Annotated in this window: 21 protein-coding genes; 10 read left to right on the top strand and 11 right to left on the bottom strand. The window is 70.4% G+C overall.

The window, feature by feature from the left end; translation table 11 throughout:
- Positions 1–68 precede the first annotated feature (68 nt).
- A complete protein-coding gene (locus tag IPJ78_11690) occupies positions 69–965 on the bottom strand; it encodes a dienelactone hydrolase family protein (protein MBK7907211.1) in 897 nt (298 codons plus the stop codon).
- A gap of 139 nt (positions 966–1104) precedes the next feature.
- Here IPJ78_11690 and IPJ78_11685 point away from each other — a divergent pair, with 139 nt between their 5' ends.
- The gene (locus tag IPJ78_11685; protein MBK7907210.1) at positions 1105–3447 is read left to right on the top strand and encodes a carbohydrate binding family 9 domain-containing protein; all 2343 of its coding nucleotides are present in this window, start codon (positions 1105–1107) and stop codon (positions 3445–3447) included.
- A gap of 3 nt (positions 3448–3450) precedes the next feature.
- Here the strand turns inward: IPJ78_11685 and IPJ78_11680 are convergent, their stop codons facing one another.
- Both IPJ78_11680 and IPJ78_11675 read right to left on the bottom strand, forming a co-directional pair.
- Entirely contained in the window at positions 3451–3849 is a 399-nt protein-coding gene (locus tag IPJ78_11680) for an ACT domain-containing protein (GenBank protein MBK7907209.1), read from the bottom strand.
- Positions 3846–4340, bottom strand: a complete 495-nt coding sequence (locus IPJ78_11675; protein MBK7907208.1) for an asparaginase — start codon at positions 4338–4340, stop codon at positions 3846–3848. The genes IPJ78_11680 and IPJ78_11675 overlap by 4 nt, the downstream gene beginning before the upstream one ends.
- Positions 4341–4462: 122 nt before the next feature.
- On the opposite strand from IPJ78_11675, the gene IPJ78_11670 reads away from it, so the two are divergent.
- Genes IPJ78_11670 through IPJ78_11660 form a run of 3 tightly spaced genes read left to right on the top strand, consistent with a single transcriptional unit; the run spans position 4463 to position 6240 of the window.
- Positions 4463–4645 carry a hypothetical protein gene (locus IPJ78_11670; GenBank protein MBK7907207.1) on the top strand — a complete coding sequence of 61 codons (183 nt, stop codon included), beginning with the start codon at positions 4463–4465 and terminating at the stop codon, positions 4643–4645.
- A gap of 4 nt (positions 4646–4649) precedes the next feature.
- Positions 4650–5165 (top strand): RsmD family RNA methyltransferase, encoded by a 516-nt coding sequence (locus IPJ78_11665; protein MBK7907206.1) that lies wholly within the window; start codon positions 4650–4652, stop codon positions 5163–5165.
- A gap of 40 nt (positions 5166–5205) precedes the next feature.
- Complete coding sequence (locus tag IPJ78_11660; GenBank protein MBK7907205.1) at positions 5206–6240, top strand: amidohydrolase family protein; 1035 nt, start codon at positions 5206–5208, stop codon at positions 6238–6240.
- 9 nt (positions 6241–6249) lie between these two features.
- Here the strand turns inward: IPJ78_11660 and IPJ78_11655 are convergent, their stop codons facing one another.
- Positions 6250–7863: an amidase gene (locus IPJ78_11655; protein MBK7907204.1), complete on the bottom strand. Its 1614-nt coding sequence runs from the start codon at positions 7861–7863 to the stop codon at positions 6250–6252.
- Between the two features lie 72 nt (positions 7864–7935).
- Between IPJ78_11655 and IPJ78_11650 the strand changes: the two genes are divergently transcribed.
- Both IPJ78_11650 and IPJ78_11645 read left to right on the top strand, forming a co-directional pair.
- Complete coding sequence (locus IPJ78_11650; GenBank protein ID MBK7907203.1) at positions 7936–8880, top strand: ring-cleaving dioxygenase; 945 nt, start codon at positions 7936–7938, stop codon at positions 8878–8880.
- Positions 8881–8887: 7 nt separating this feature from the next.
- Positions 8888–9541, top strand: a complete 654-nt coding sequence (locus IPJ78_11645) for a phospholipase (GenBank protein MBK7907202.1) — start codon at positions 8888–8890, stop codon at positions 9539–9541.
- A gap of 22 nt (positions 9542–9563) precedes the next feature.
- Here the strand turns inward: IPJ78_11645 and IPJ78_11640 are convergent, their stop codons facing one another.
- The gene (locus tag IPJ78_11640; protein ID MBK7907201.1) at positions 9564–9818 is read right to left on the bottom strand and encodes a zf-HC2 domain-containing protein; all 255 of its coding nucleotides are present in this window, start codon (positions 9816–9818) and stop codon (positions 9564–9566) included.
- On the bottom strand, positions 9815–10411 hold the full coding sequence (locus IPJ78_11635; protein MBK7907200.1) for a sigma-70 family RNA polymerase sigma factor: 597 nt from the start codon (positions 10409–10411) through the stop codon (positions 9815–9817). The genes IPJ78_11640 and IPJ78_11635 overlap by 4 nt, the downstream gene beginning before the upstream one ends.
- A gap of 82 nt (positions 10412–10493) precedes the next feature.
- Here IPJ78_11635 and IPJ78_11630 point away from each other — a divergent pair, with 82 nt between their 5' ends.
- Positions 10494–11204: a sulfite exporter TauE/SafE family protein gene (locus tag IPJ78_11630; GenBank protein ID MBK7907199.1), complete on the top strand. Its 711-nt coding sequence runs from the start codon at positions 10494–10496 to the stop codon at positions 11202–11204.
- Positions 11204–11722, top strand: a complete 519-nt coding sequence (locus IPJ78_11625) for a TlpA family protein disulfide reductase (protein ID MBK7907198.1) — start codon at positions 11204–11206, stop codon at positions 11720–11722. Before IPJ78_11630 ends, IPJ78_11625 begins: the two co-directional genes overlap by 1 nt.
- Positions 11723–11788: 66 nt before the next feature.
- On the opposite strand, the gene IPJ78_11620 is transcribed toward IPJ78_11625, so the two are convergent.
- Both IPJ78_11620 and IPJ78_11615 read right to left on the bottom strand, forming a co-directional pair.
- On the bottom strand, positions 11789–12508 hold the full coding sequence (locus IPJ78_11620; GenBank protein ID MBK7907197.1) for a molybdopterin-dependent oxidoreductase: 720 nt from the start codon (positions 12506–12508) through the stop codon (positions 11789–11791).
- Positions 12505–13275, bottom strand: a complete 771-nt coding sequence (locus IPJ78_11615; protein ID MBK7907196.1) for a cytochrome b/b6 domain-containing protein — start codon at positions 13273–13275, stop codon at positions 12505–12507. The genes IPJ78_11620 and IPJ78_11615 overlap by 4 nt, the downstream gene beginning before the upstream one ends.
- Positions 13276–13405: 130 nt before the next feature.
- On the opposite strand from IPJ78_11615, the gene IPJ78_11610 reads away from it, so the two are divergent.
- Positions 13406–13786, top strand: coding sequence for a hypothetical protein (locus IPJ78_11610; GenBank protein MBK7907195.1), 381 nt, complete (start codon positions 13406–13408; stop codon positions 13784–13786).
- A 27-nt stretch (positions 13787–13813) separates the two neighbouring features.
- Here IPJ78_11610 and IPJ78_11605 read toward each other — a convergent pair whose 3' ends face one another.
- The 3 genes from IPJ78_11605 to IPJ78_11595 are packed head-to-tail and all read right to left on the bottom strand — an operon-like array spanning position 13814 to position 20791.
- Positions 13814–16489, bottom strand: a complete 2676-nt coding sequence (locus IPJ78_11605) for a protein kinase (GenBank protein ID MBK7907194.1) — start codon at positions 16487–16489, stop codon at positions 13814–13816.
- A 4-nt stretch (positions 16490–16493) separates the two neighbouring features.
- A complete protein-coding gene (locus tag IPJ78_11600; protein ID MBK7907193.1) occupies positions 16494–20057 on the bottom strand; it encodes a PD40 domain-containing protein in 3564 nt (1187 codons plus the stop codon).
- Between the two features lie 53 nt (positions 20058–20110).
- Positions 20111–20791, bottom strand: a complete 681-nt coding sequence (locus tag IPJ78_11595) for an MBL fold metallo-hydrolase (GenBank protein MBK7907192.1) — start codon at positions 20789–20791, stop codon at positions 20111–20113.
- A 65-nt stretch (positions 20792–20856) separates the two neighbouring features.
- On the opposite strand from IPJ78_11595, the gene IPJ78_11590 reads away from it, so the two are divergent.
- Entirely contained in the window at positions 20857–21141 is a 285-nt protein-coding gene (locus IPJ78_11590) for a helix-hairpin-helix domain-containing protein (GenBank protein ID MBK7907191.1), read from the top strand.
- Positions 21142–21145 lie beyond the last annotated feature (4 nt).

Here is a 21145-nt window from a genome sequence, read left to right as displayed (position 1 = left end):
GGGAACGCAACGGGACATGCGCCGATGATGGGGGTCGCGTCGCGATCCCCATCATCGGATCCCCGCGCTCAGTTCCCCAGCTTCGCCCGGAAGAAGGCGATGGTCCGCGGCCAGGCCGCCGTCGCCGCCGCGAGATTCGCCTCCGAGCCCTCCTGCCCGCGCAGGAAGCCGTGTCCGGCGCCGTCGAAGATCTGGTACTCGTACGACTTGCCGAGCCGCTTCATCGTCGAGTCGGTGGCGGGGATGGTCGCGTTGATGCGCGCGTCGCTGCCACCGTAGAGGCCGAGCACCGGCGCCTTGATGTTCGCCATCTGTTCCGGCGTCGGCGGCGAGCCGTAGTACACGACCGAGGCCGCAAGACCGGGCGCGTGCGTGGCGTGCAGGAAGGAGCGGGCGCCGCCCCAGCAGAAGCCGACGATCCCGTACTTCGGGAGCGCGGCAGGCAAGCCCATGCCATATCGCGCCACGGCGTCGATGATCGCGTTCGCCATCTCGGGCGTGACCTTGCCGATCGCGGCGCGCCCCGCGTCCTGCGTCGGGTCTGCGGTGAGGTCCCCGGTGCGGAACATCGTCGTGAGATCGGGCGCGATGCCGATGAAGCCGTCGGCCGCGAGCTGGTCGGCGACGTTGCGCGTCCAGGTGTTGATGCCGGTGTTCTCGTGGATCGCGACCACGACCGGTGCCTTGGTCGAGCGTTCCGGGTAGACGACCCACGCCATCACGCTGTCGGTCGCGTTCACCTTGATGGCGACCCACTCGGCGTGGCGCGGCGAGGACTGGAGCCGTGCGGCGGCCGTGGTGGCGCCGGCGGGGATGTTGGGCTGCTGCTGGAAGCCCTCCATGGGTGCCATCGCCGACATGTCGTGGTCGGCGTGCTCGCTCGCGGCGGCGGGCTGGACCCGGCCGGCGGCAAAGCCGACGCCGGCCGCGGCGATCACGCCGGCGGTGATCAGGAAGGTGCGCATCGGTCCCTCGAGTGGTTGGATGGAAGACGTGCCAAGTTGTCCTCGCGAACAGGGTGCCGCCAGAGCGTCAGCATCGCCCGCACGGCCCGCCGGCGCGATATTCCCGCATCCCACCCCGTCCGCCCGCCCCCGGAGCTCGATGTCCTCGCACCACTCGCGCGCGCGCGCCCGCGCGCTCCGCCTGCTCGTCCTCATCGCCTTCCCCGCCATCACGCGGGCGCAGACCCCCGCTGCGCGGGGCGACGACCCGCCGGCGCCAGTCGCACCGGCGGTGATCGCTCGCGACACCGCCGGGCGCGCCACCGTCCGTGCCATCAAGCTCCCCGCTCCGCTCACGCTCGATGGCGTCCTCGACGAGGCCGTCTACACCAGCGAGCTCCCCTTCGACGGCCTCATCCAGGTCGTCCCCGCGTACGGCGCGCCGGCGAGCGAACGTAGCGACATCTGGGTCATGTACGACACGGAGCACATGTACGTGACCTGCCGCTGCTGGGATGCGGCGCCCCCCGAGCAATGGGTGGTGAACGAGCTTCGCCGCGACACGGGCGGCCTGCGCAACAACGAGCACTTCGGCGTGCTCTTCGACACCTTCCACGACCGGCGCAGCGGCTTCGCGTTCTACACCAACCCGCTCGGTGCGCGTGCCGACTACTCGATCATCGACGAAGGCGGGTCCAACACGGACTGGAATCCGGTCTGGACCTCGCGGACGGGACGCTTCGAGGGCGGTTGGATCGTGGAGATGGCGATCCCGCTCAAGTCGCTGCGCTTCCGGGCCGGGCGCGACCAGCAGTGGGGGATCCAGATCCGTCGCTCCATCCGGCACAAGAACGAATGGACGTACCTCACGCGGGTGCCGCAGATCCTCGCGGGACCCCAAGCCCTCAACCGCGTCTCGGCGGGCGGCACGCTCGTCGGGCTCGACCTGCCCGAGGCCGGGAAGAACCTCGAGCTCAAGCCGTACGCCCTCGCGCGCGTCGCCACCGACCGCGTGCGCACGCCGGCGGAGAACGACGTCCTCAGCACCGCCGTCGGCGGTGACCTCAAGTACGGCCTCACCCCCAACCTCACCGCCGACCTCACCGTCAACACCGACTTCGCCCAGGTCGAGATCGACGAACAGCAGGTGAACCTCACGCGCTTCAGCCTCTTCTTCCCGGAGAAGCGCGAGTTCTTCCTCGAGGGGCGCGGGATCTTCGACTTCGCGCGCGGTGGAACGGGGGCGACGGGGAGCACCGCCTCCTCCGACGTGCCCACGATGTTCTACACGCGGCGCATCGGCCTCAACAACGGCGGCGTGATCCCCATCGACGTGGGCGGCCGCCTCACCGGGAAGCTCGGCCCCTACGCCGTCGGGCTCGTGCAGATCGGTACCGCGGAGAACACGAGGGCCACCACTCCACCGACGAACTTCACGGTCCTGCGCCTCAAGCGCGACATCCTGCGGCGCAGCTCCGTCGGCGTGATGGCGACCAACCGCTCCGTCGCGACGTCGGGCATCGGGTCGAGCGCGGCCTTCGGCGTCGACGGCGCGTTCCTGATCTCGCAGACGCTCACCGCCAACGCCTATTGGGCGCGGACGAAGCTGACCGGCGCCGCACCGGGCACGGGCACCGATGACGCGAGCTACCAGGCACGCCTCGACTACAGCGCGGACCGATACGGCGCCGTCGCCGAGCACCTCGCCGTCGGCGCCGACTTCGACCCCCAGATCGGGTTCCGCCGCCGCGCCGACATCCGGCGCTCCTACGGCCAGCTCCGCTTCAGCCCGCGCCCCACGGCGCGGTTCAAGGGCGTGCGCAAGTTCACCTGGACCACCTCGGGCGAGTACATCGAGAACGGCGCCGGCACGGTCGAGACCCGCATCTGGCTCGGCCACTTCGACACCGAGTTCCAGAGTTCCGACAAGTTCGCGATCGACGTCACGCGCGACTACGAGTTCCTCCGGCAGCCCTTCACGCCGACCGGTTCCACCGTGGCCATCCTCCCCGGCGGCTACGACTTCAGCGACATCGCGGTCTCGTACGAGTTCGGTGCGCAGCGGCGCGCGGCCGGCACCGTCCGCCTCCAGGGCGGGCAGTACTACGATGGTACCATCAGCAGCATCACCATCGGCCCGAGCAACTCCTTCTCGTCGGCGCGCATCGCGATCCTGAAGCAGCTTGCGGTCGAACCGACGTTCGCTGTCGTCCGTATCGAACGGCCCACCGCGGCGTTCACCACGAGGCTGGCTCGGGCGCGCATCGACTACGGCTTCACGCCGCTGATGTTCGCGAGCGCGCTGTTGCAGTACAGTTCCGCCGACCGCGCGTTCAGCACCAACCTCCGCTTCCGATGGGAGTACGCGCCCGGGAGCGAGATCTTCCTCGTCTACACCGACGAGCGCGACATGACCGCCGACCGCTTCGTCACGCCGACGACGGTGCGCGGGCTCAAGAACCGCGCCTTCATCATCAAGGTGAACCGGCTCTTCCGGTACTGAGGTCTACGCGCCGCCCGCGACGCGCTCGAGGGCGGCGATCGCGTCGGCGGCGCGCGCGTGCGGCACGAACAGGTGATCGTGCCGCAGCGCCGCGACGACGTTGCACGGGATCCCCTCGGCGGTCAGCGCCGCGCTCACGGCGGCCGTCAGTCCCACCGCGTCGAGCGCCGAGTGCACCTCGAGGGTGATCCAGGCCATCGCGTCGTCGCCATCGAGGCCGAGCGCGCGCGCTTCGACCACCGGCAGCACGACCGAGCGCCCCTCGCGCTCGTGAAACCAGGCGATCGCGCCAGCCGGCACGCTCGCGTGCTCAGGCAGGGCGCAGAACACGAACACGCCCTCGTTGAGACGCGGCCGCATCTCCCGCAGCAGCCGCACGAGGTCCCGGACCGGTCCGCTCACGCGCCCTTGATGGACTCGAACACCCCGAGCTCGCGGTTCTTGCGCACGTCATCCCACGCGAACCAGCGGCCGTTCATCGCCACGTAGATGCCGGCGGGCAGGACCTGAGCGAACGAGAGCGCGCTGCCGAGGTTGAACAGTCCGTCGGATGACCCGAAGGCGAACGGGACCATGGCGCCGGTGAGCACGATCGTCTTGTCCCGCACTTCCGCGGCGAGCGCGCGCGCCGTCTCGACCATGGTGTCGGTGCCGTGCGTGATCACCACTTGCCGCTCGGCGCAGTCGCGCGCCGTGGCCACGATGGCGGCCCGATGCACGTCCTGCATCTCGAGGCTGTCCATCATCATGAGCACCTGCACCGCCACGTCGAGCCGGCAGCGGCCGCGCTCGAGGACCTGCTCGACGTGGGTGTCCCCGAACGTCAGGGTGCCCGCGAGCTCGTTGTACTGCTTGTCGAAGGTGCCGCCGGTGACCAGGACGCGGATCGTCATGGCGGCGAATCTACCCGCTGGAGAGCGCACGGTCGAGCGCGACCCGTTAGCTTGCAGGGGTACGCCCGCGATGCCTGCCGCTCCGGCCCCGCGCCCTTCCCCCGCAGCGCCGAGGTTCCCAGGTGGCACGCAAGCCCAACTACGATTTCGAGAAGCGCCGCAAGGAGCTCGACCGCAAGGCCAAGAAGGATGCCCGCGCCGAGGAGAAGAAGGCACGCAAGGAAGCGGGCGGCGAAGGTGGCGCGCCCATCATGACGCTCGAGGAGATGGGGCTCCCGCCGCGGGTCATCCCCGAGGGCGAGTAGCGCGGTGCGGATCGTCGCCGGCAAGTTCGCCGGACGCGACCTCGTCTCGCCGAGCGACTTCCGCGTCCGGCCGACCGCCGAGCATGTGCGGGCCGGCCTGCTCGACCTCCTCGCCGCCGACCTCCCCGACGCGAGCTGCTGCGACCTCTTCGCCGGCACCGGCGCGCTCGGCCTCGAGGCCATCTCGCGCGGCGCGCGGCGATGCGACTTCGTCGAGACGCGGCCGTCGAGCCTCGCGGCCCTCAAGTCGAACGTCGTGAAGTTCCGGCTCAAGGAGCGCACGCGGATCTTCAAGAAGGATGCACTCCCCTTCGCCGGACAGCTCAACGAGGGCGCGTACGACCTCGTCTTCTGCGATCCCCCCTACGAGTCGCGCATGCTCGACCGGGTGATCGAGTCCTGGCAGGCGCGCCGGTTCTCGAAGGTGCTCGCGGTGGAGCATGCGCGGATGCACAAGTTGCCGAAGGGAGCGCTGACGCGCACCTTCGAGGACACGTCGATCACGATCTATCGGCTCTAGTCGGCGGAGAGCCGATCCTCCTCTCCGTGGGGATCCCAGCGTGCGGACTCGCATCGCCTCTACCATCGGCCTCCTCGCACTCCTGGCCAGCGCTTGCGCCGTCCCGGACGGCCCGTCGGCCTCCGTACGCCTCACCGACCATCACGTCCATCTCCTCGGGCCGGATGTCATGCGGGACTGGCGTGCCGTGGGCGTCACGTTCTCCCGCCCGGACTCGATCTACACGTCGTTGGGCGCGCTGCTCAGGGAACGCCCGGACACCAACGTCTCGGTCGTTCTCGTCCCTATGGCGCACCTGTACGGCAACACCGAGTTCTCCGGCGCGCTCGGGATTCCCGACTCGACGGTGCGGACGCGCGTCCGCCGCGAGAACGACCACGTCTCGGCGGAGGCACGGCGCAATCCCGGACGCGCCGTCGCGCTCTGCTCCGTACCGGCGATCGCCGTGTGGGCAGTCGACGAACTGCGCTACTGCATCGACTCGCTCCGCGTCGCCGGCATCAAGCTCCATCTCGCCAGCTCGATGGTCGACCTGCGCGACGAGGCGCATCTCGGCGCGCTCGCGCGCATCGCCGCGCTCGCCGTCGCGGAATCGCTGCCCATCCTCCTCCACGTCGATCCTCAGCGCCGCGGCCTCGACACCTCCGACATCCGCCGACTTGCGGACCGGATGTTCACGCCGCAACCGGATCTCCAGGTCGTCATCGCGCACCTCGGCGGGAGCGGCGGCTATGGCCCGTGGACCCGAAGTGTCTTCGCGTCGTTGCGCGATTGGCGGCAGCAGACCGAGAGGCGCGAGGAACGTCGGCGCCTGATACACTTCGAGCTCTCGGCCGTCGTGCTCGAGCGCGACTCGGAGGGGGTCCCTGCCACCACGCCGGAGGAGCGCGCACTCCTCGCCGCCGACCTTCGAGCGATCGACTTCGACCGTGTGGTCCTCGGCAGCGACTACCCGGTCTTCGATCCCGTACACGGCCTGGAGGTGCTACGCGATCTCGTGGGGCTCACCGCCGACGAGATCACGCGCATCGCAGCGCCGGCCGATCCGATCTTCCGCGATCGCACGCGGCGCTAGTCCGCCCGATCAGCGCAATGTCGGCGTGGTGGTCGGCGGCCGACGGTGCTTCGTCGCCTGCTCGTACGCATACGCGAACCCAAGCAGCTTGGGCTCACTCCACGGCTTGCCGAGGAACTCGAGCCCCGCGGGGAGTCCATCGGGTGAGAACCCCATCGGCACGGTGATCGCCGGCCAGGCGAGCGTGGGGCTCAGGCCGCGGTTGTCGCCGCGGCCGTACCCGTCGTTCGGGCGCGGGCTGGTGAGCACGTCGGGCGCGATCACCGCCGGCGGCGCGTCATACGTCGCGTAGATGATCGCGTCGAGCCGCTGGTCGGCCATCAGCTTCAGCATCGCGACGCGCAGCGCCTCGCGGTAGCGAAGCACGGCGCCGTACCCCGCCTCGTCCATCGTGCGTCCCACATACTCGATCAGCCCGCGCGCGCGCCAGGGATTCACGCCGCCGACGAGCAGGATCTCCTTGAACGTCTTCACCGGCGCGTTGGGGTGCTGCGCAAGGTAGGCATCGGTCGCCTGCTCGGTCTCGAAGTCGTTCCCGACGCGCGGACCCGGGACGATGGGCACCGCGATGGAGTCGACGATCTCCGCCCCCTGCGCCCGCAGGTCGGCGATCGCGCGCTCGAAGAGCGGGCGCACCTTCGCGTACTCGCCGGCGGTGAAGCGCGCGACCGAGTCGCGGCGCGCGGCCGCGGTGTCGGCGCGGGCGATCGAATCCCCCCGCGCGGTCCGGGCAACCGTCGTGTCGCGCCGGATGCGCAGGACGCCGATCCGCGCACCCTTGAGCGCGTCGGGCTTGAGCGACGTCACGTAGCTCGCCGGCGTGTTCCCCACACTGTACGCGGTCACCGGGTCGTTCGGGTCATAGCCGGCGATCACGTCGAGCACGCGCGCCGCGTCCGCGACGGTGCGCGTCATGGGACCCATCGTATCCTGCGTCGGGTTCGCCGGGAGCATGCCGAATCGGCTCACGAGCGGCAGCGTGGGGCGCAACCCGACGAGGGCGCTCACCGCCGCTGGCCCGCGGATGGAGCCCGAGGTGTCCTCGCCGAGCGCGACGAGTCCGAAGTTGGCGGCGGCCGCGCTCGCCGAGCCGCCGGACGATCCGCTCGGATTGCGCGTGGGATCGTACGCGTTGCGGATGATCCCCGCCGAGGAACTCACGTAGCGCGAGGCGAACTCGCCCATGGTCGTCTTCGCGAGAATGATCGCGCCGGCCTTCTCGAGCCGCTGCACCGCGGTCGCGTCCCGCTGCGGGACGAAGTCCTTGAAGAGCGCCGACCCGTAGGTGGTCGGCATGTCCTTGGTCTCGATCTGGTCCTTGATGAGCACCGGCACGCAGTGGAGCGGCCCGCGCGGACCGCGCGCGCGCAGGACAGCGTCGAGCGAGTCCGCCTCGGCGAGCGCGCGCGGGTTGACGTTCTGGATCGCGTTGAGCGCGGGCCCGGTCTGGTCGTACGCGGCGATGCGGTCGAGGTACGCCTGCACGAGCTGCCGGCAGGTGAGGCGACCGGCGCTCATCGCGGCGTGGACCGATGGGATGGTCGCTTCGAGCACGTCGAAGGACTGCGCGGCGAGCGCCCACGGGGCGACGACGAGCGCGAGCGGGAGACCGAGTCGGAGGATTCGCATCGTGCAAACGTACCGTTCGCCGACACGTCCGGCCATATTCCGCGCACCCTCCTCCCGAGCACCGGCATGGACGCCCTGATCACCGGCCTGCACCACGTCACCGCCACTGTCACTGACGCGCAGGCCGACCTCGACTTCTACGTCGGGCTCCTCGGCCAGCGCCTCGTCAAGAAGACGGTCAACTTCGACAACCCTGGCGTCTACCACTTCTACTACGGGAACGAGGCGGGCGAACCGGGGACGATCATGACGACGTTCCCGTACGGCGGGCTCGGCGTGCGCCCCGGCGCCAACGGCGCCGGTCAGGTGGACGTGACCACCTTCAGCGTGCCGGCCGGCGCGATCGACTTCTGGCGGAAGCGCCTCAGCGCGGCGGGTGTCCCGTTCGACGGACGCGAGACGCCGTTCGGGGAGGACGCGCTCCGGTTCGACGATCCCTCCGGGCTGCACATCCGGCTGATCGGCACCACGGACGATGCGCGCACCCCCTGGGTTCGGCCCGACATCCCCGCCGAGCAGGCGATTCGTGGCATCCACAGCGTCGCGATGCCGGTGCGCCTGCCAGCGCGAACGGTCGAACTCCTCACGGCGATGATGGACGCCACGAAGGTCGGTGAAGCCGAGGGGCTGCAGCGGTTCGCCATCGGCGGCACCGCGCGACCTGGCGCGATCGTCGAGGTCGAGGACGCGGGGGCGGCGCCCACCGGCCTCAACGGGCTCGGCACGGTGCATCACGTCGCCTTCGCCGTCGCGACCCCCGAGGACCAGCTGCGGATGCAGCGCGAGCTGCGCCGCATGGGCCTGCACGTGACCGACGTGATGGATCGACAGTACTTCACCTCGATCTACTTCCGCGAACCCAACGGGGTGCTCTACGAGATCGCGACGCTCCCGCCGGGCTTCGCGATCGACGAGCCGCTCGCCGAGCTCGGCCAGGGCCTCAAGCTCCCGCCCTGGGAGGAATCACGGCGCGGGCTCATCGAAGGACTGCTCCCCACGGTCACCTACTGATCCGCTGATGCCATCCACGGTCCCGCCGCACGCCGGCCAGCCGCTCGTCACCATCGGCCCGCCACTCGCCCGCGCGAAGGCGGTGATCATCATGGTGCACGGCCGCGGGGCCGCGCCGCGCAACATCCTCGAACTCGCGCCCCTCATCGCCGGCCGCGACATCGCCTGCCTCGGCCCCACCGCGAGCGGCGGCACCTGGTATCCGATGAGCTTCATGGCCCCGACCGCCGCGAACGAGCCGGGGATCACGTCGGGGATCAGCGTGGTGCACGGCCTCATCGACGACGCGATCGCCGCCGGCGTGCCGAGCGAGCGGATCGTGCTGCTCGGCTTCTCGCAGGGCGCGTGCCTCGCCGGCACGGCCGCGCAACGGCGACCGATGCGGTATGGCGGCGTGATCATGCTGTCGGGCGGACTCATCGGTCCGCCGGGCACGACCTGGAGCGCCGAGGGCGACTTCGCCGGCACGCCGATCTTCCTCGGCTGCAGCGACATCGACGCGCACATCCCCGAGCCACGCGTGCGCGAGAGTGCGGCGCACTTCACGCGGATGGGAGCGAACGTCGACTGCCGGATCTATCCGGGCATGGGACATCTCGTCGTCGAGGACGAGATCGCGTGGGCGAAGGGGCTCGTGGACGGGATTGCCGGCACGGACTGAGTCCGACCGGCGATCCCCCGCCTCACTCCGCCGCCGCCGCAAGGGCTGACACCACGCGAGACCGGAGTCCCACGAACTCATCAGGTGGCGACGGCGCGCGCCGCACCGCCTCGAGGAACGCCTTCGCGAAATCGTAGTGCGAGCGGCAATCCGTGCACTCGTGCAAGTGCCGGATCACGCGCTCCCGTTCGGACTCCGGAAGGGCACCGTCCAAATGCGGCCAGAGTCGCATCACGATCTCGGCGCACTCGCTTCGGCTGACTGGCAGGGTGATCATGGAATCTCCGTGATGGGGAGCGGTGCGGTCGCGAAGCCGCGATCGACGGCGTGCGCCAGCAGCGACTCCTGAAGCAGGCGCCGGGCGCGAAAGAGTCGCGAACGCACGGTGCCCAGAGGGATCATGAGGAGCTCGGCGATCTCCTCGTAGGTGAATCCCTCCACGTCCGAGAGCGTCACCACGTCGCGGAAGGCAGGCGAGAGTGCAGCGACCGCCTCGAGGATCGCCGGCCCGAGGTCGAAACGGTCGAACAGGTCGTCGAGCCCGACCGCGCGCGCCGCCAGATGCGTGTCCGCCGCGCCGAGCGCCTCGAGCGTCTCGTCCTCCACGGCCGTCACGCGCGCCTCGCGGCCCTTCTGCGCGAGGAACACGTTGCGGCAGATCGTCGCGAGCCACCGCTTGCAGTCGGAGCCGGGAGCGAACGTGTCCCAATGCCGCAGCGCTCGCAGGAAGGTCTCCTGGACGAGGTCGTCGGCGTCACTCGCGTCCTTCGCGAGCGCGCGCGCCACGCGCGCCACCGCCGGCAGGTGCGGCAGGGCGATCGCCTCGAACGTCGCGTGGTCGGCTGGGGGCATGCGGGCGGCGGCGGACACTCCCCTCACAATCGTCCGCGGCGGAAAGAGTTCCCGCGCGTGCGCCGGGAACTTCGTCCGCACCTCGGCGCTACTGGCGGCCATGCTCCCCGATCTCTCGCAACTCGGCACGACGCTTACGGCGTCGCCCCTGACCGCGCTCGCGGCCGTGTTCCTCGGCGGCGTGCTGACCAGCCTGACCCCGTGCCTGTATCCGATGATCCCGATCACCGTGGCGATCATCGGTGGCGGGGAGTCGACGACGCGCCTGCGCCGCATGCTGCTCGCCGCGACCTACGTGCTGGGCCTGGCCGGTGCGTATGCCGCCCTTGGCCTCGTGGCGGGCCTGAGCGGCACCCTCTTCGGGGCCACGAGCACGAATCCCTGGCTCTCGTTCGCGATGGCCAACACCATGCTGCTCGCGGCCCTCATGATGGCGGACGTGATCCCCGTGCCCGTCCCGCAGGCGTGGCGTGCGCGCGCCGCCACGCTCGGCGACGGCGGGCGCTTCACCGGCGTGCTGCTCATGGGGACCGCGTCCGGCCTCGTCGCGGCGCCGTGCGGTGCGCCCGTGCTCGCCGCGGTCCTCACGTGGGTCACGCGCACGCAGAGCGCGATGCTCGGGCTGCTCTACCTCTTCACGTTCTCCGTCGGCATGTGCTCCCTCCTGCTCGTCGTCGCCTTCGCGACCGACAGTGCCCTCCGGCTCCCCCGCGCCGGCCCCTGGATGCTCTGGGTGAAGCGGGCGTTCGCGCTCCTCCTGCTCGGCGTCGCCGAGTACTACCTCATTTCCATGGGACAACTCCTCGTATGATGCGCCGAACCGTACACCTGCTCACGCTCACGCTCGCGCTCACCCTCGTCAGCACCCAGTCCCGTCACCTCGACGCGCAGGAGGCGGGGATCAGCATCGGCACGATGGCCCCCGCCGCGATGGTCGAGACCCTCGACGGCCGACCGATGGACCTGGCGACCTACATCGGCAAGGGGAAGCCCGTCGTGCTCGAGTTCTGGGCGACCTGGTGCCCGCTCTGCCGCAAGCTCGAGCCGGCGATGCAGGCCGCGCGGACGCGCCACGCCGGGCAGGTCACATTCGTCAGCGTGGGTGTGTCATCCAATCAGTCCCCTGAGCGGCAGCGAGCGCACGTCGCGGCGAACGGGATGGGCGGCGAGTTCGTGTTCGATCGGCACGATGCGGCGACCAAGGCGTTCGCCGTTCCGCACACGAGCTACGTCGTGGTGCTCGACGGCCGGGGGAAGGTGGTGTACACCGGCGTGGGCGCGGAGCAGGACATCGAGGCGGCCGTGCAGAAGGGCCTCAGCGTCCGCTGAGGCCCGGAGACCAAGGTCGATCGTGGTGCAGGCGCGGCGCGCGAGGACCCGCGCTGCGCCCCGGGGTCAGGTCCCGCCGAACCATTCGTAGCCCGCGTTCGTCCAGTACCCGCCGTTCCGCTCGGGCAGGAACATGATACGGGTGAGGTACTTGGTGTTCTTGTAGCCGAGCTTGATCGGCGAGTGCACGCGCGCCGGCGCGCCGTAGGCAGGCGAGAGGTCGCGCCCGTCCTTCCCGTACACGATCATCGTCTGCGGATGCAGGGCGCTCTCGAGGTCCCAGCTCTCGTGGTACCCATCGTCGAAGCTCTCGAAATCCACGTATCCTGCCTTCGGGTCCGGCTGCGCCATCGCGGCGAGGTCGCGAACGCGCACGCCGGTGAACTCGGCGACCGCGGTCCACCCCTCGACGCAGAAGTGGTCGACGCGCTGCGTGCGACGCGGCAACCGCTGCAGATCGGCGAGGCTCAGCGTGAGTGGGCGGGCGACCATCCCGCCGACCTCGAGGCGCCAGGCCCCGCGCATCGCGGGATCCCAGACCGGGACCGCGTCACTGATGTGGTACGAGGGGAACGCGTCGCCCGCGATGCGGGCGCCCGGCGACCCGTGGTTCATGCTCGTGTGGCTCACCAGCGCCCGCTCGATGCGCTCGTTCTTGCGCTCCGCGTACCGGAGCAGCCGGGCCGCCTCGCGCGGCCCTCGGCTGTCGCACGCGGTGAGCGCGAGCGCGGCCGCGCTCAGGCCTGCGGCGCGGAGGAATGCGCGGCGGTCGGGGGGAGGCGTCATGCGTCGGGTTCCTGTGTCGGTGCGGCGGCGATGGAGGGGGCCGGCGCGGCGGACGACACCGTGGCCCCACGTCGAAGGAGATTGACGAACGGTCGCGCATTGCGCGCCTCCGGCGACCGCGACTCGTCGTACCCGCCGGTGATCATCCCTCGCAAGGAGAATGGATCGACGGCGAACACCATGAACACGTGCCCCAGCGCGGCGACGAGCAGCACCACCATCGCCATGAAGTGGAAGAAGCGCGCGTAGGCATATCCTCCGAAGAGCGCCGCGAGCCATCCGAGCGAGACCGGCTTCCAGATCGCGATGCCGGTGACGACGATGACCGCCGCCATCCAGGGCATGGAGAAGTACGCCATCCGCTGCAGGGCATTGTGCTTCCCTTGCCGCGGATGCTCCCGTTCGAGCCAGAGGTAGAAGCGGACCATCGCCCAGGCGTCGCGCAGGGTGCCGCGCCTCGGGACGAGGTCGCGCCACTCCCCGTGCAGATAGATGAATGCCAGGTAGACGAAGGCGTTGGCGACGAGCACCCACATCATCGCGAAGTGCCAGTGGCGCGCCCCGCCCAGCCAGGCGCCGAAGGTGAGCCAAGACGGGATCGGCGTCCCCTCCCACGGATTGAGCGGGAAGCTCTCGCCGCGCCGGGCGAAGGCCGGGTAGGCATTGAAGATGCGCAACCCCGAGCCGACCATCGCCAGGAACGCGACGGCATTCACCCAGTGGGTCGCGCGCACGATCCAATGATGTCGATGCGAGATGGTGGTCACGTCGGCAGTATCGACGAGCCGGTCCGATTGTTCCCGGATCCGCTCGAGGAACTTCCGGCGGGGGGGAACGCTACTGGCGGCGTGATCGCACCCGGCGATCGTGACCTACACTCCGTCCGAGGCCTTGCCCATGTCCCCGCTCCGTCTCACTCTCGTCGTGATCGCCCTCTCACTCTCGGCCAGCGCACTCGAGGCGCAGGCCGCGCCGCGCGCCCAGCGTGCGATGATGCAGGACACCACCATGATGCCGTGCCCCAAGCCGACGCCACGCGACACCGCAACGGCGCGCGGCGGAGCCATGGGCGGGAACATGGCGGCACCGGGCGAAAGGATGGCGGCACCGACCGGCAACATGGCCGCGACCGGCGGGAACATGGCGGCACCGGGTGGCGCGATGGCGCGCCCCGCCGCCGACTCGGCCAAGAAGCCCTGCACGCCGGCGCCCGGCACGACGGATCGCGGAGGACAAATGAAGAAGCCCGATGCGATGGGCCGTCCGCCGCGTCGCTGAAATCGCGCGGTGGTGCAGGAGGTGTGACTACCGCTCCGCCTCCTGCACCGCCGCGCGCACGCGGGCCGCGAAGTCCGGGATGAAGCGCACGAAGCGGGCGGGAGCGACCGGCAGGATCTGCGCATAGAGGATCCCACCGTCATGCGTGCGCCGGTTCGACCATCCGGGCGTGTCGAGGAACTGCGGGTCGATGGCCCACTGGCGCGGCGGCGCGGTGATTTCGCCCGTGCGCGCGTCGAAGCGGGCCAGATACCAGGTGACGCCCGAGCGATAGACCAGCTCCGTGTCGGAGAGCCACTGCGGCTCGAGGCCGATCGACGCGACCTGCAGCTTGTCCGTGCGCTCCGGATAGCCGCCCACGAAGAGACCGCTCGACGAGGACGGATGCCAGGCGAGCCGGCGTCCGTTCGGAGAGACGGTCGCGAACACCGCGTCGTTGAACAGGGTGTCGATCGCCACCGGTCGCTTCGAGACGTCGATGCGATAGATGTTCGAACTGAGCGCGTCGCGCGCGATGAGCGTGCGGGCATCGGCGAAGTCGAGTGCGTCGTACGCGTCCCCTGGCTCCGTACCGCGCATCAGGGTGTCGGGCGCCGTCGCGGACATCGGCGATCCCGAGAGGAGCATGATCCCGTCCGCGGTCTGCACGTTGACGACCAGTCGCTCGCCATCCGGGCTCCAGAGCGGGAACTTGATGCTCTGCGCGCGCAGCCAGACCTGCCGTTGCCCCGTCCGCAGGTCGTGCACGCGCAGCTCGTTCCCTTCGGGTGTCGCGACCACGGCCGCGAGCCGCCGACCGTCGCGGCTCAGGTCGAAGCGGAGGTACGAGGCACGCTCCACATCGAGCGGCACGGGTGAGCCGCCGGCCCTGAGCGTCACCATCCGCGCATCGAGCGACCCCGAGGCCGGCACGAAGGCGAGCAGTCCGCTCGGCGTCAGCTCGAGCGTGGCGGCGCCCACCGCATCGCGATCGATGCCGGTCGCCATCGTCACCGCACGCCCGAGCAGGTGCGACTTTCCATCGTACCGAGCAGCGCGCAGCTCCCCGTCGAGGGAGACGTACATGATGTGCTCGCGGTCGACGAGCTGGAACGAGACACCGGACACTGGCGCCCCCGGCGACCCATCCGTCGCCCGCGTCCGGAGCGCCCACGACGCGCCCGTCCGCGGATCGACGACGACGGCGGTCTCGTTGAAGCTGCAGAGCAGGCGCTCATCCGCCGCCAGCCACTGGCCGAAGACGCATCGCGCGGAGCGCCCGAGCGACCGATCGTCCGTCTTCCCCACTTCGGGATCCAGCCAGGTCATGCTGAAGCCGCCACCGGTGATCGCGAACAGGCGCGTGGGCGAGACCCACTGGAGCGTGACGGGTTCGTCGCCCTCGAGGAGCCGGCGCGACTCACCTCCGCTCACCGGCACGAGCATGGTGCGGTCGCCGGCGATGTAGGCGATCCGTCTACCGTCGGGCGAGATGCGCGGCCGGGCCGCGCCACTCGTGCCGGGGATCGGCCGCGCACTCGCGTCCACCAGACTGCGGTACCAGAGCTGCGCCGAATCCCCGCGCTGGACCCGATAGACGAGGAACGACCCGTCCGGCGCGACGGACATGTTCATCCCCGTCGTGCCGAACCCGGTCGCCCAGACCGTGATGCGCGTCGCGAGCGGGGCACTGTCCGGGAGCGCCGCGTCGTACATCGCCGGAAGGCTCGCCGACGCGGCGGCGCGCTTGGACGCGACGATCGCCACGCCTTCGAGCAGCGCGACTCCGAGCAGCAGTCCGAACGCGACCTTGCCGCTGTTACTCGAGAGCCACGAGACGGTCGGCGACATCGGCACCGCAGCCGCGCGCGCGGCATTCGTGAACCCGGCCGCGCCCGCGGCCTGCAGCGCATCGGCGAAGGCCTGCGCCGTCGCCGGCCGGTCGGCCGGCAGCTTGGCCAGCGCGCGCAGCACCACCGCCTCCACCCCCGGCGGCACCGTGTCGCGCAACGTCGTGATCGGCGTCGGCCGCTCGGCGAGCAACCGCGCGACGATCGCCTGCACGCTCGATCCCGTGAACGGCGGGTCACCGGCGAGCATCTCGTACGTCACCGCCCCGAGCGCGTACACGTCGGCGCGCGCGTCGAGCGTGCGCTCCCCCATCGCTTGCTCGGGGCTCATGTACTGCGGCGTGCCAAGGCTCAGGCCCGTCTGCGTCATCCGCGCCCCGCCGGCGGACTGCACCGCGAGCGCGATGCCGAAGTCGGCGACGAGCGCGTGCCCGCCCTGCAGGAGGATGTTCTCCGGCTTGATGTCGCGGTGCACGATCCCGAGCGCGTGCGCGGAGTGCAGCGCGTCGGCGACCTCGCGCGCGATGCGCAATGCATCGTCGATCGGCAATTGCCGCTCGCGGGTGAGGCGCGCGCGCAACGTCTCGCCGGTCACGAGCGGCATCGCGTAGAAGAGGAAGCCGTCCGCCGCACCCGAATCGAGCAGCGGCAGGATGTGCGGGTGGCTCAGCTTCGCCGTCGTCTTGATCTCGCTCAGGAACCGTTCGGCGCCGAGCGCCGCACCGAGATCCGGATGCAGCACCTTGATCGCGACCTCCCGCTCATGACGGAGGTCGTGCGCGAGGTAGACCGTGGCCATGCCGCCCGCCCCGAGTTCGCGCTCGAGGCGGTAGCGGTCGGCGAGGGCGGCCGTGAGGCGGACGACGTCGGTCACGCGGTCACCGCGGCGTGCGCGGTGCTGCGGACGGGAGCCCGGCACCCGCCGTGGGCACCACGTACGCCCACGGCTGCGTCGGCAAGGCGCGCTGCCGCGGCCACACCTCGTCGAGCGTGTTGCCGTCGTACAGCCGCCCACCGACCATCACCATCCCCACGCTGTTCGAGTTCCGGATGTTCTCCAGCGGATCCCGATCGAGCACGATGAGGTCGGCCAGCTTCCCCACCTCGAGCGAGCCGAGGTCGGTCGCGAGCCCGATGGCCTCGGCCCCGACGATCGTCGCCGAGCGGAGCGCGTCGTGCGTCGAGAGGCCGCCGCTCTGGAGCAGCCAGAGCTCCCAGTGCATGCCGAGTCCCTGCAGTTGCCCGTGCGACCCGACGCCGATGCGACCGCCCGCCGCCACCGTGCGAGCGACATCCGCGGCGTGCTGCCACATCGCGTACTCCTCGCGGAGCGCGAACCCGGCAGGTCCGGGGGCGTTGCCGTTGCCGCGCCGACGGATCTTCCCCGCCAGGTCGATCGGGTGCGTGAAGCGGCGCAGCTTCGCATCGTTCGCCAGATCCTCCGACTGGTAGAACCACCCCTCACCGAAGGGGCCGCCGTACTCGACGATGAGGGTCGGCGAGTTGTAGGTCCCCGTCGCCCGATACCACTCGAAGACGTCGGCGAACTTCGGCGTGATGGGCAACGTGTGCTCGATGCCAGGGTAGCCGTCGATCCCGTGCGTCATGTTGAGCTTCTGGTCGAGACCGCCTTCGGTGGTCGGCATGATCCCCAGTTCGCGCGCCGCCTGGATGATCCACTGCCGCTGCTGACGGTTCCCGCTCATGTACATCTTCAGCGTCTTCGTGTCGTAGTAGGTCGCGTAGCGCTTCATGACCTGCCGTGCATGCTCGAGGTCGCGGACGGCCTCGCCCGCGAACACGCCCGGACCGGTCGTGTAGATGCGCGGCCCCACCATTTCGCCCATCGCCACGCGGTCGCCGTACGTCAGGAAGTCGGTCGTCGCGGTCTGCGGGTCGCGCGTGGTGGTCGTGCCGTACGCGAGCGTCGTGAGGTACTGCCAGGTCTGCGTGTTGTGCACGCCCGGGGTGAGCCACTGCGGGTGATAGTGCGTGTCCACCATCCCCGGCATCACGATCTTCCCCGAGACGTCGATGATCCGCGCCCCCGCCGGCACCGTCACGCTGCCACGCGGACCGATGGCGACGATCCGCTCGTCGCGCACCACGATGTCGGCGTTCTCGATGATCTCGTGCCCGCGCATCGTGATCGCCTTCGCCCCGCGGAACACGACCACCCCCTGGGGCTTGTCGCGCCCCACGGTGACCGCGATCCGCTGCTCCGCCGGCCTGTAGCCGGGCTTCTCCTTCTTCGTCGTGTCGGCCTTCGCGATCGAGTCGGCGCGCGCGAGGCTGTCCTTCTTCGTCGAATCCGCGCGGAGCAGCGCCACGCGCCGTCCGTCGGCCTTGAGCGAATCCTCGACGGTCTTCGCGCGATCGAGGTCGTAGGTCCAGACCGCGTTGCCGAGCCCCCACATGATGCGCCGCCCGTCGCCGCTCCAGGCGGGGAACTCGCCGCCCACCTCGTTCAGCTTCCGCACCGGCACCATCGCGTTCGCCGGCGCAGCCACGCTCACGGTCGGGGCGGTGGCGCCGGCCTGCGGGATGGTCACCACATAGAAGTCCATGCCGACCGCGGCCAGCGCGAGATCGCCGCGTGGCGAGATGAGGATCAAACCCGCCGACGGCGGCGTGGGATTGTTCTCCATCTCCCCATCGCCCTCGTCGAGATGCGCCGGCATCGCGGCGTTGGCGCGCACGTCGTACGGCGCGGGGTCACGCACGGCGAGCGGACGCGCGAAGCGGCCGCCGCTCATCCGCGCCGCCTGCGCGTCGAGTCCGGCATCGAGCGTCAGACCGCCGCCCGCGCCCGGCGGGAGTGGCCCCGTCACGCGCAGATGCGTCTTGAGATCGGTCCCGTCCCACCGGAACGAGGCGAGCCCCTCGCCGCGGCCGTAGGCGTAGATGCGCTCGCGGTCCATCGTGAAATGCGGCGTCGACAACCCTCCGGTCGGCATGATCGTCGTCGCCGCTCCGCCCGCGGCGGGCACCCACACGAACTCCGCCGCCACCGGACCGTTGAAGGCGCCACCCGCCTCCTGCATCTCGCGCGCGGCCGCACGCGTCACGACGATGCGATCCCCGGCGGGCGACCAGGCCGGATCGGAGAAGTGCGCGCCGCTCGCCAGCGTCGTCGTCACCCAGCCGCGCCGCGCATCGAGCGTCGCCTTCACCAGCGTGCCGCCCTGCGCATCGCTCCACGTGACCCAGGCCAGACTCCTCGAGTCGGGCGACCAGGCCGGGATGAACTCCCCCACGGTCGCCGTGCTCACGCGGCGCGGCGCACCATTCGGGAGATCCATCACGTAGATCCTCCCGACTGAAGAGAACGCGAGCTTGGTGCCATCCGGCGACGGCGCGAGGTCACGCACCTGACGCGCCGTGAAGGACGCCGAGGTGTCCACGCGATACGCGAACTTCACCTCCGGCCCCATCTCCAGCGCGACCTCGGCCTCGAACGGGATGCGCGCCGGCGCCGCCCCATCGACCGGCACACGCCAGATGCCGCCGCCGTACGACACCACCACCGCGCGCGAATCCGGCGTGAACGAGTATCCGGGATACGCATCCATCGGCGCGCGCGACTCGGTCTCGTCGCGCTGCACCGGGAACGCCAGCCACTTCTCGTCGTTGGTCGACAGGTCACGCAGGCGGAGCCCGGTCTGCGTCTCGAATCGCGTCGCGTAGACGAGGTACTTGCCGTCCGGCGAGAGCGCGGGACGGAACGCCGATCCGAACCGCGTCGTCATCTGTGCCGTGCGGCCGTTCTCGCGATCCCAGGTGTAGATCTGGTACTGCGGTCCGAGCGCGTTGTACTGCCAGTCGCCGGTGCGCGCGGCGAACCAGAGGTAGCGCGGATCCTTCCCGTACGCCGCACCCATCATCTTGAGCGCCGCCGGCGGCGCGGGGGTCGCCGACAGCGCGACGCCGTTGCCGCCGTCCACATGGTACATCCAGAGCTTCGCCGCGCCGCCGAGTCCGCCCGACCGCGACGCGACGACGTACTGGCCGTCCGGCGTCCATTCCGGCGAGACGTACAGGTTGTTGTTCCCCTTCGTCACCTGGAGCGTGTCCTTCCCGTCGAGCGACATGATCCAGACGTTGTCCCCGCCGCTACGGTCCGAGACGTAGACGATGCGCTTGCCGTCCGGGGAGAAGCGCGGCTGCACGTCGTACGCCATCCCGCTCGTGAGCCGCGTCGCCTTCCCTCCCTCGATCGGCAGCGAGTAGAGGTCACCCAGGAGATCGAAGACGATCGTCCGTCCGTCGGGCGAGACGTCGAGCGAGAGCCAGGTCCCCTCGGTCGCGGTGAATCGGTGCGTGCGCGCCGTTCGCAGTGAGAGCGTGTTCGCGGCGGGGGCGACGGGCGTCTGTGCGAGCAGCGCATCGAGCGCGGGGACCGAGACCGAGAGGACGGCGAGGAGCAGGGCGAGTGGGCGCATCGTGGGGATCGCGGGAAGGGTGGGGGCGACGGGGGACACGGAGATCGTGGTCCTCACGGTGGCGGTGGCAGGGCGTACACGCGGCCGTGGCCGCCGTGCACCGTGCGTGCCCCGAGGGCGCGCAACCGCGCCCAGCTCGCCGCGACCACGGCGGGATCCTCCTCGCCGATCATCGACTCCCGCGTGAGGTCGCCCGTGAAGCACTCGCCCGAGTCGAGCACCAACGACACGCTGTCGTCCGAATGGCCAGGGGTCGGCACCACCTCGCCCGCGATCCCGAGCGTCGCGAGCCATGCCCGCGACTCCTCGCACCGCTTCACGACATTCCCCGCCGGCATGATCTCCGCGTAGTGGTCCGCCGGCTTGATGTGCCGCTTCATCGCCGCGATCGCGGCGACCTGCGGCTCCCAGACCACGAGCGACATCCCGCGCTCCTTCAGGTCCTGCGCCGCACCGGCATGATCGATGTGATAGTGCGTCGCGAAGCCGTGCCGGACCTCGGCGAGCGGGATGTCGGCGCGCTGCAGGGCGTGCGTCAGTTCGTCGATCATGCCGGGCCAGCCGAGGTCCACCAGCAGGCGCGACCGCCCGGCGCTCACCACCCAGAAGTTGGTGGAGCGGTAGCCGACGTTCACGATCGTGAGCGGGGTGGGGCTCGTACGTGCGGTCAGGATGGGGGGTCGGGAACGGCGTTCGGGAGGAGACGTGCGGCGGCACCCTATGGTAGCCCCCATGCGGGAGCGCGGCTAGACGAACGCGCACGCTGGCGCCGCATCGCGACCCGGCCTATCCTGCGATCATGAAGGCCAAGACCGCCGCCCAGGCGCGCACCCTCGAGCAGATCCCCAACATCGGGAAGTCGATCGCCGGCGACCTGCGGGCGATCGGGATCCACGAGCCGCGCCAACTCGTCGGCCGCGATCCGTACGAGTTGTATGCCGAGAGCAACGCCTGCGCCGGCGTGCGACAGGATCCATGCCTCATCGACTGCTTCATCTCGGCGGTGCGGTTCATGGAAGGCGCGCCGCCGCATCCGTGGTGGCACTACACGCCCGAACGGAAGCGCGCGCTGGAGACCCGGTGAGGGG

It is taken from the genome of Gemmatimonadota bacterium (assembly GCA_016714015.1).
In the GTDB taxonomy this organism is placed as follows: domain Bacteria; phylum Gemmatimonadota; class Gemmatimonadetes; order Gemmatimonadales; family Gemmatimonadaceae; genus Pseudogemmatithrix.
This window is presented reverse-complemented; position numbering and strand designations above follow the sequence as displayed.

Excerpts from the sequence above, each read along its gene's own strand:
- IPJ78_11690 (MBK7907211.1), bottom strand. The coding sequence starts at position 965 with ATGCGCACCTTCCTGATCACCGCCGGCGTGATCGCCGCGGCCGGCGTC.
- IPJ78_11685 (MBK7907210.1), top strand. The coding sequence starts at position 1,105 with ATGTCCTCGCACCACTCGCGCGCGCGCGCCCGCGCGCTCCGCCTGCTC.
- IPJ78_11675 (MBK7907208.1), bottom strand. The coding sequence starts at position 4,340 with ATGACGATCCGCGTCCTGGTCACCGGCGGCACCTTCGACAAGCAGTAC.
- IPJ78_11650 (MBK7907203.1), top strand. The coding sequence starts at position 7,936 with ATGGACGCCCTGATCACCGGCCTGCACCACGTCACCGCCACTGTCACT.
- IPJ78_11645 (MBK7907202.1), top strand. The coding sequence starts at position 8,888 with ATGCCATCCACGGTCCCGCCGCACGCCGGCCAGCCGCTCGTCACCATC.
- IPJ78_11640 (MBK7907201.1), bottom strand. The coding sequence starts at position 9,818 with ATGATCACCCTGCCAGTCAGCCGAAGCGAGTGCGCCGAGATCGTGATG.
- IPJ78_11630 (MBK7907199.1), top strand. The coding sequence starts at position 10,494 with ATGCTCCCCGATCTCTCGCAACTCGGCACGACGCTTACGGCGTCGCCC.
- IPJ78_11625 (MBK7907198.1), top strand. The coding sequence starts at position 11,204 with ATGCGCCGAACCGTACACCTGCTCACGCTCACGCTCGCGCTCACCCTC.
- IPJ78_11620 (MBK7907197.1), bottom strand. The coding sequence starts at position 12,508 with ATGACGCCTCCCCCCGACCGCCGCGCATTCCTCCGCGCCGCAGGCCTG.
- IPJ78_11610 (MBK7907195.1), top strand. The coding sequence starts at position 13,406 with ATGTCCCCGCTCCGTCTCACTCTCGTCGTGATCGCCCTCTCACTCTCG.
- IPJ78_11600 (MBK7907193.1), bottom strand. The coding sequence starts at position 20,057 with ATGCGCCCACTCGCCCTGCTCCTCGCCGTCCTCTCGGTCTCGGTCCCC.
- IPJ78_11595 (MBK7907192.1), bottom strand. The coding sequence starts at position 20,791 with ATGGGGGCTACCATAGGGTGCCGCCGCACGTCTCCTCCCGAACGCCGT.
- IPJ78_11590 (MBK7907191.1), top strand. The coding sequence starts at position 20,857 with ATGAAGGCCAAGACCGCCGCCCAGGCGCGCACCCTCGAGCAGATCCCC.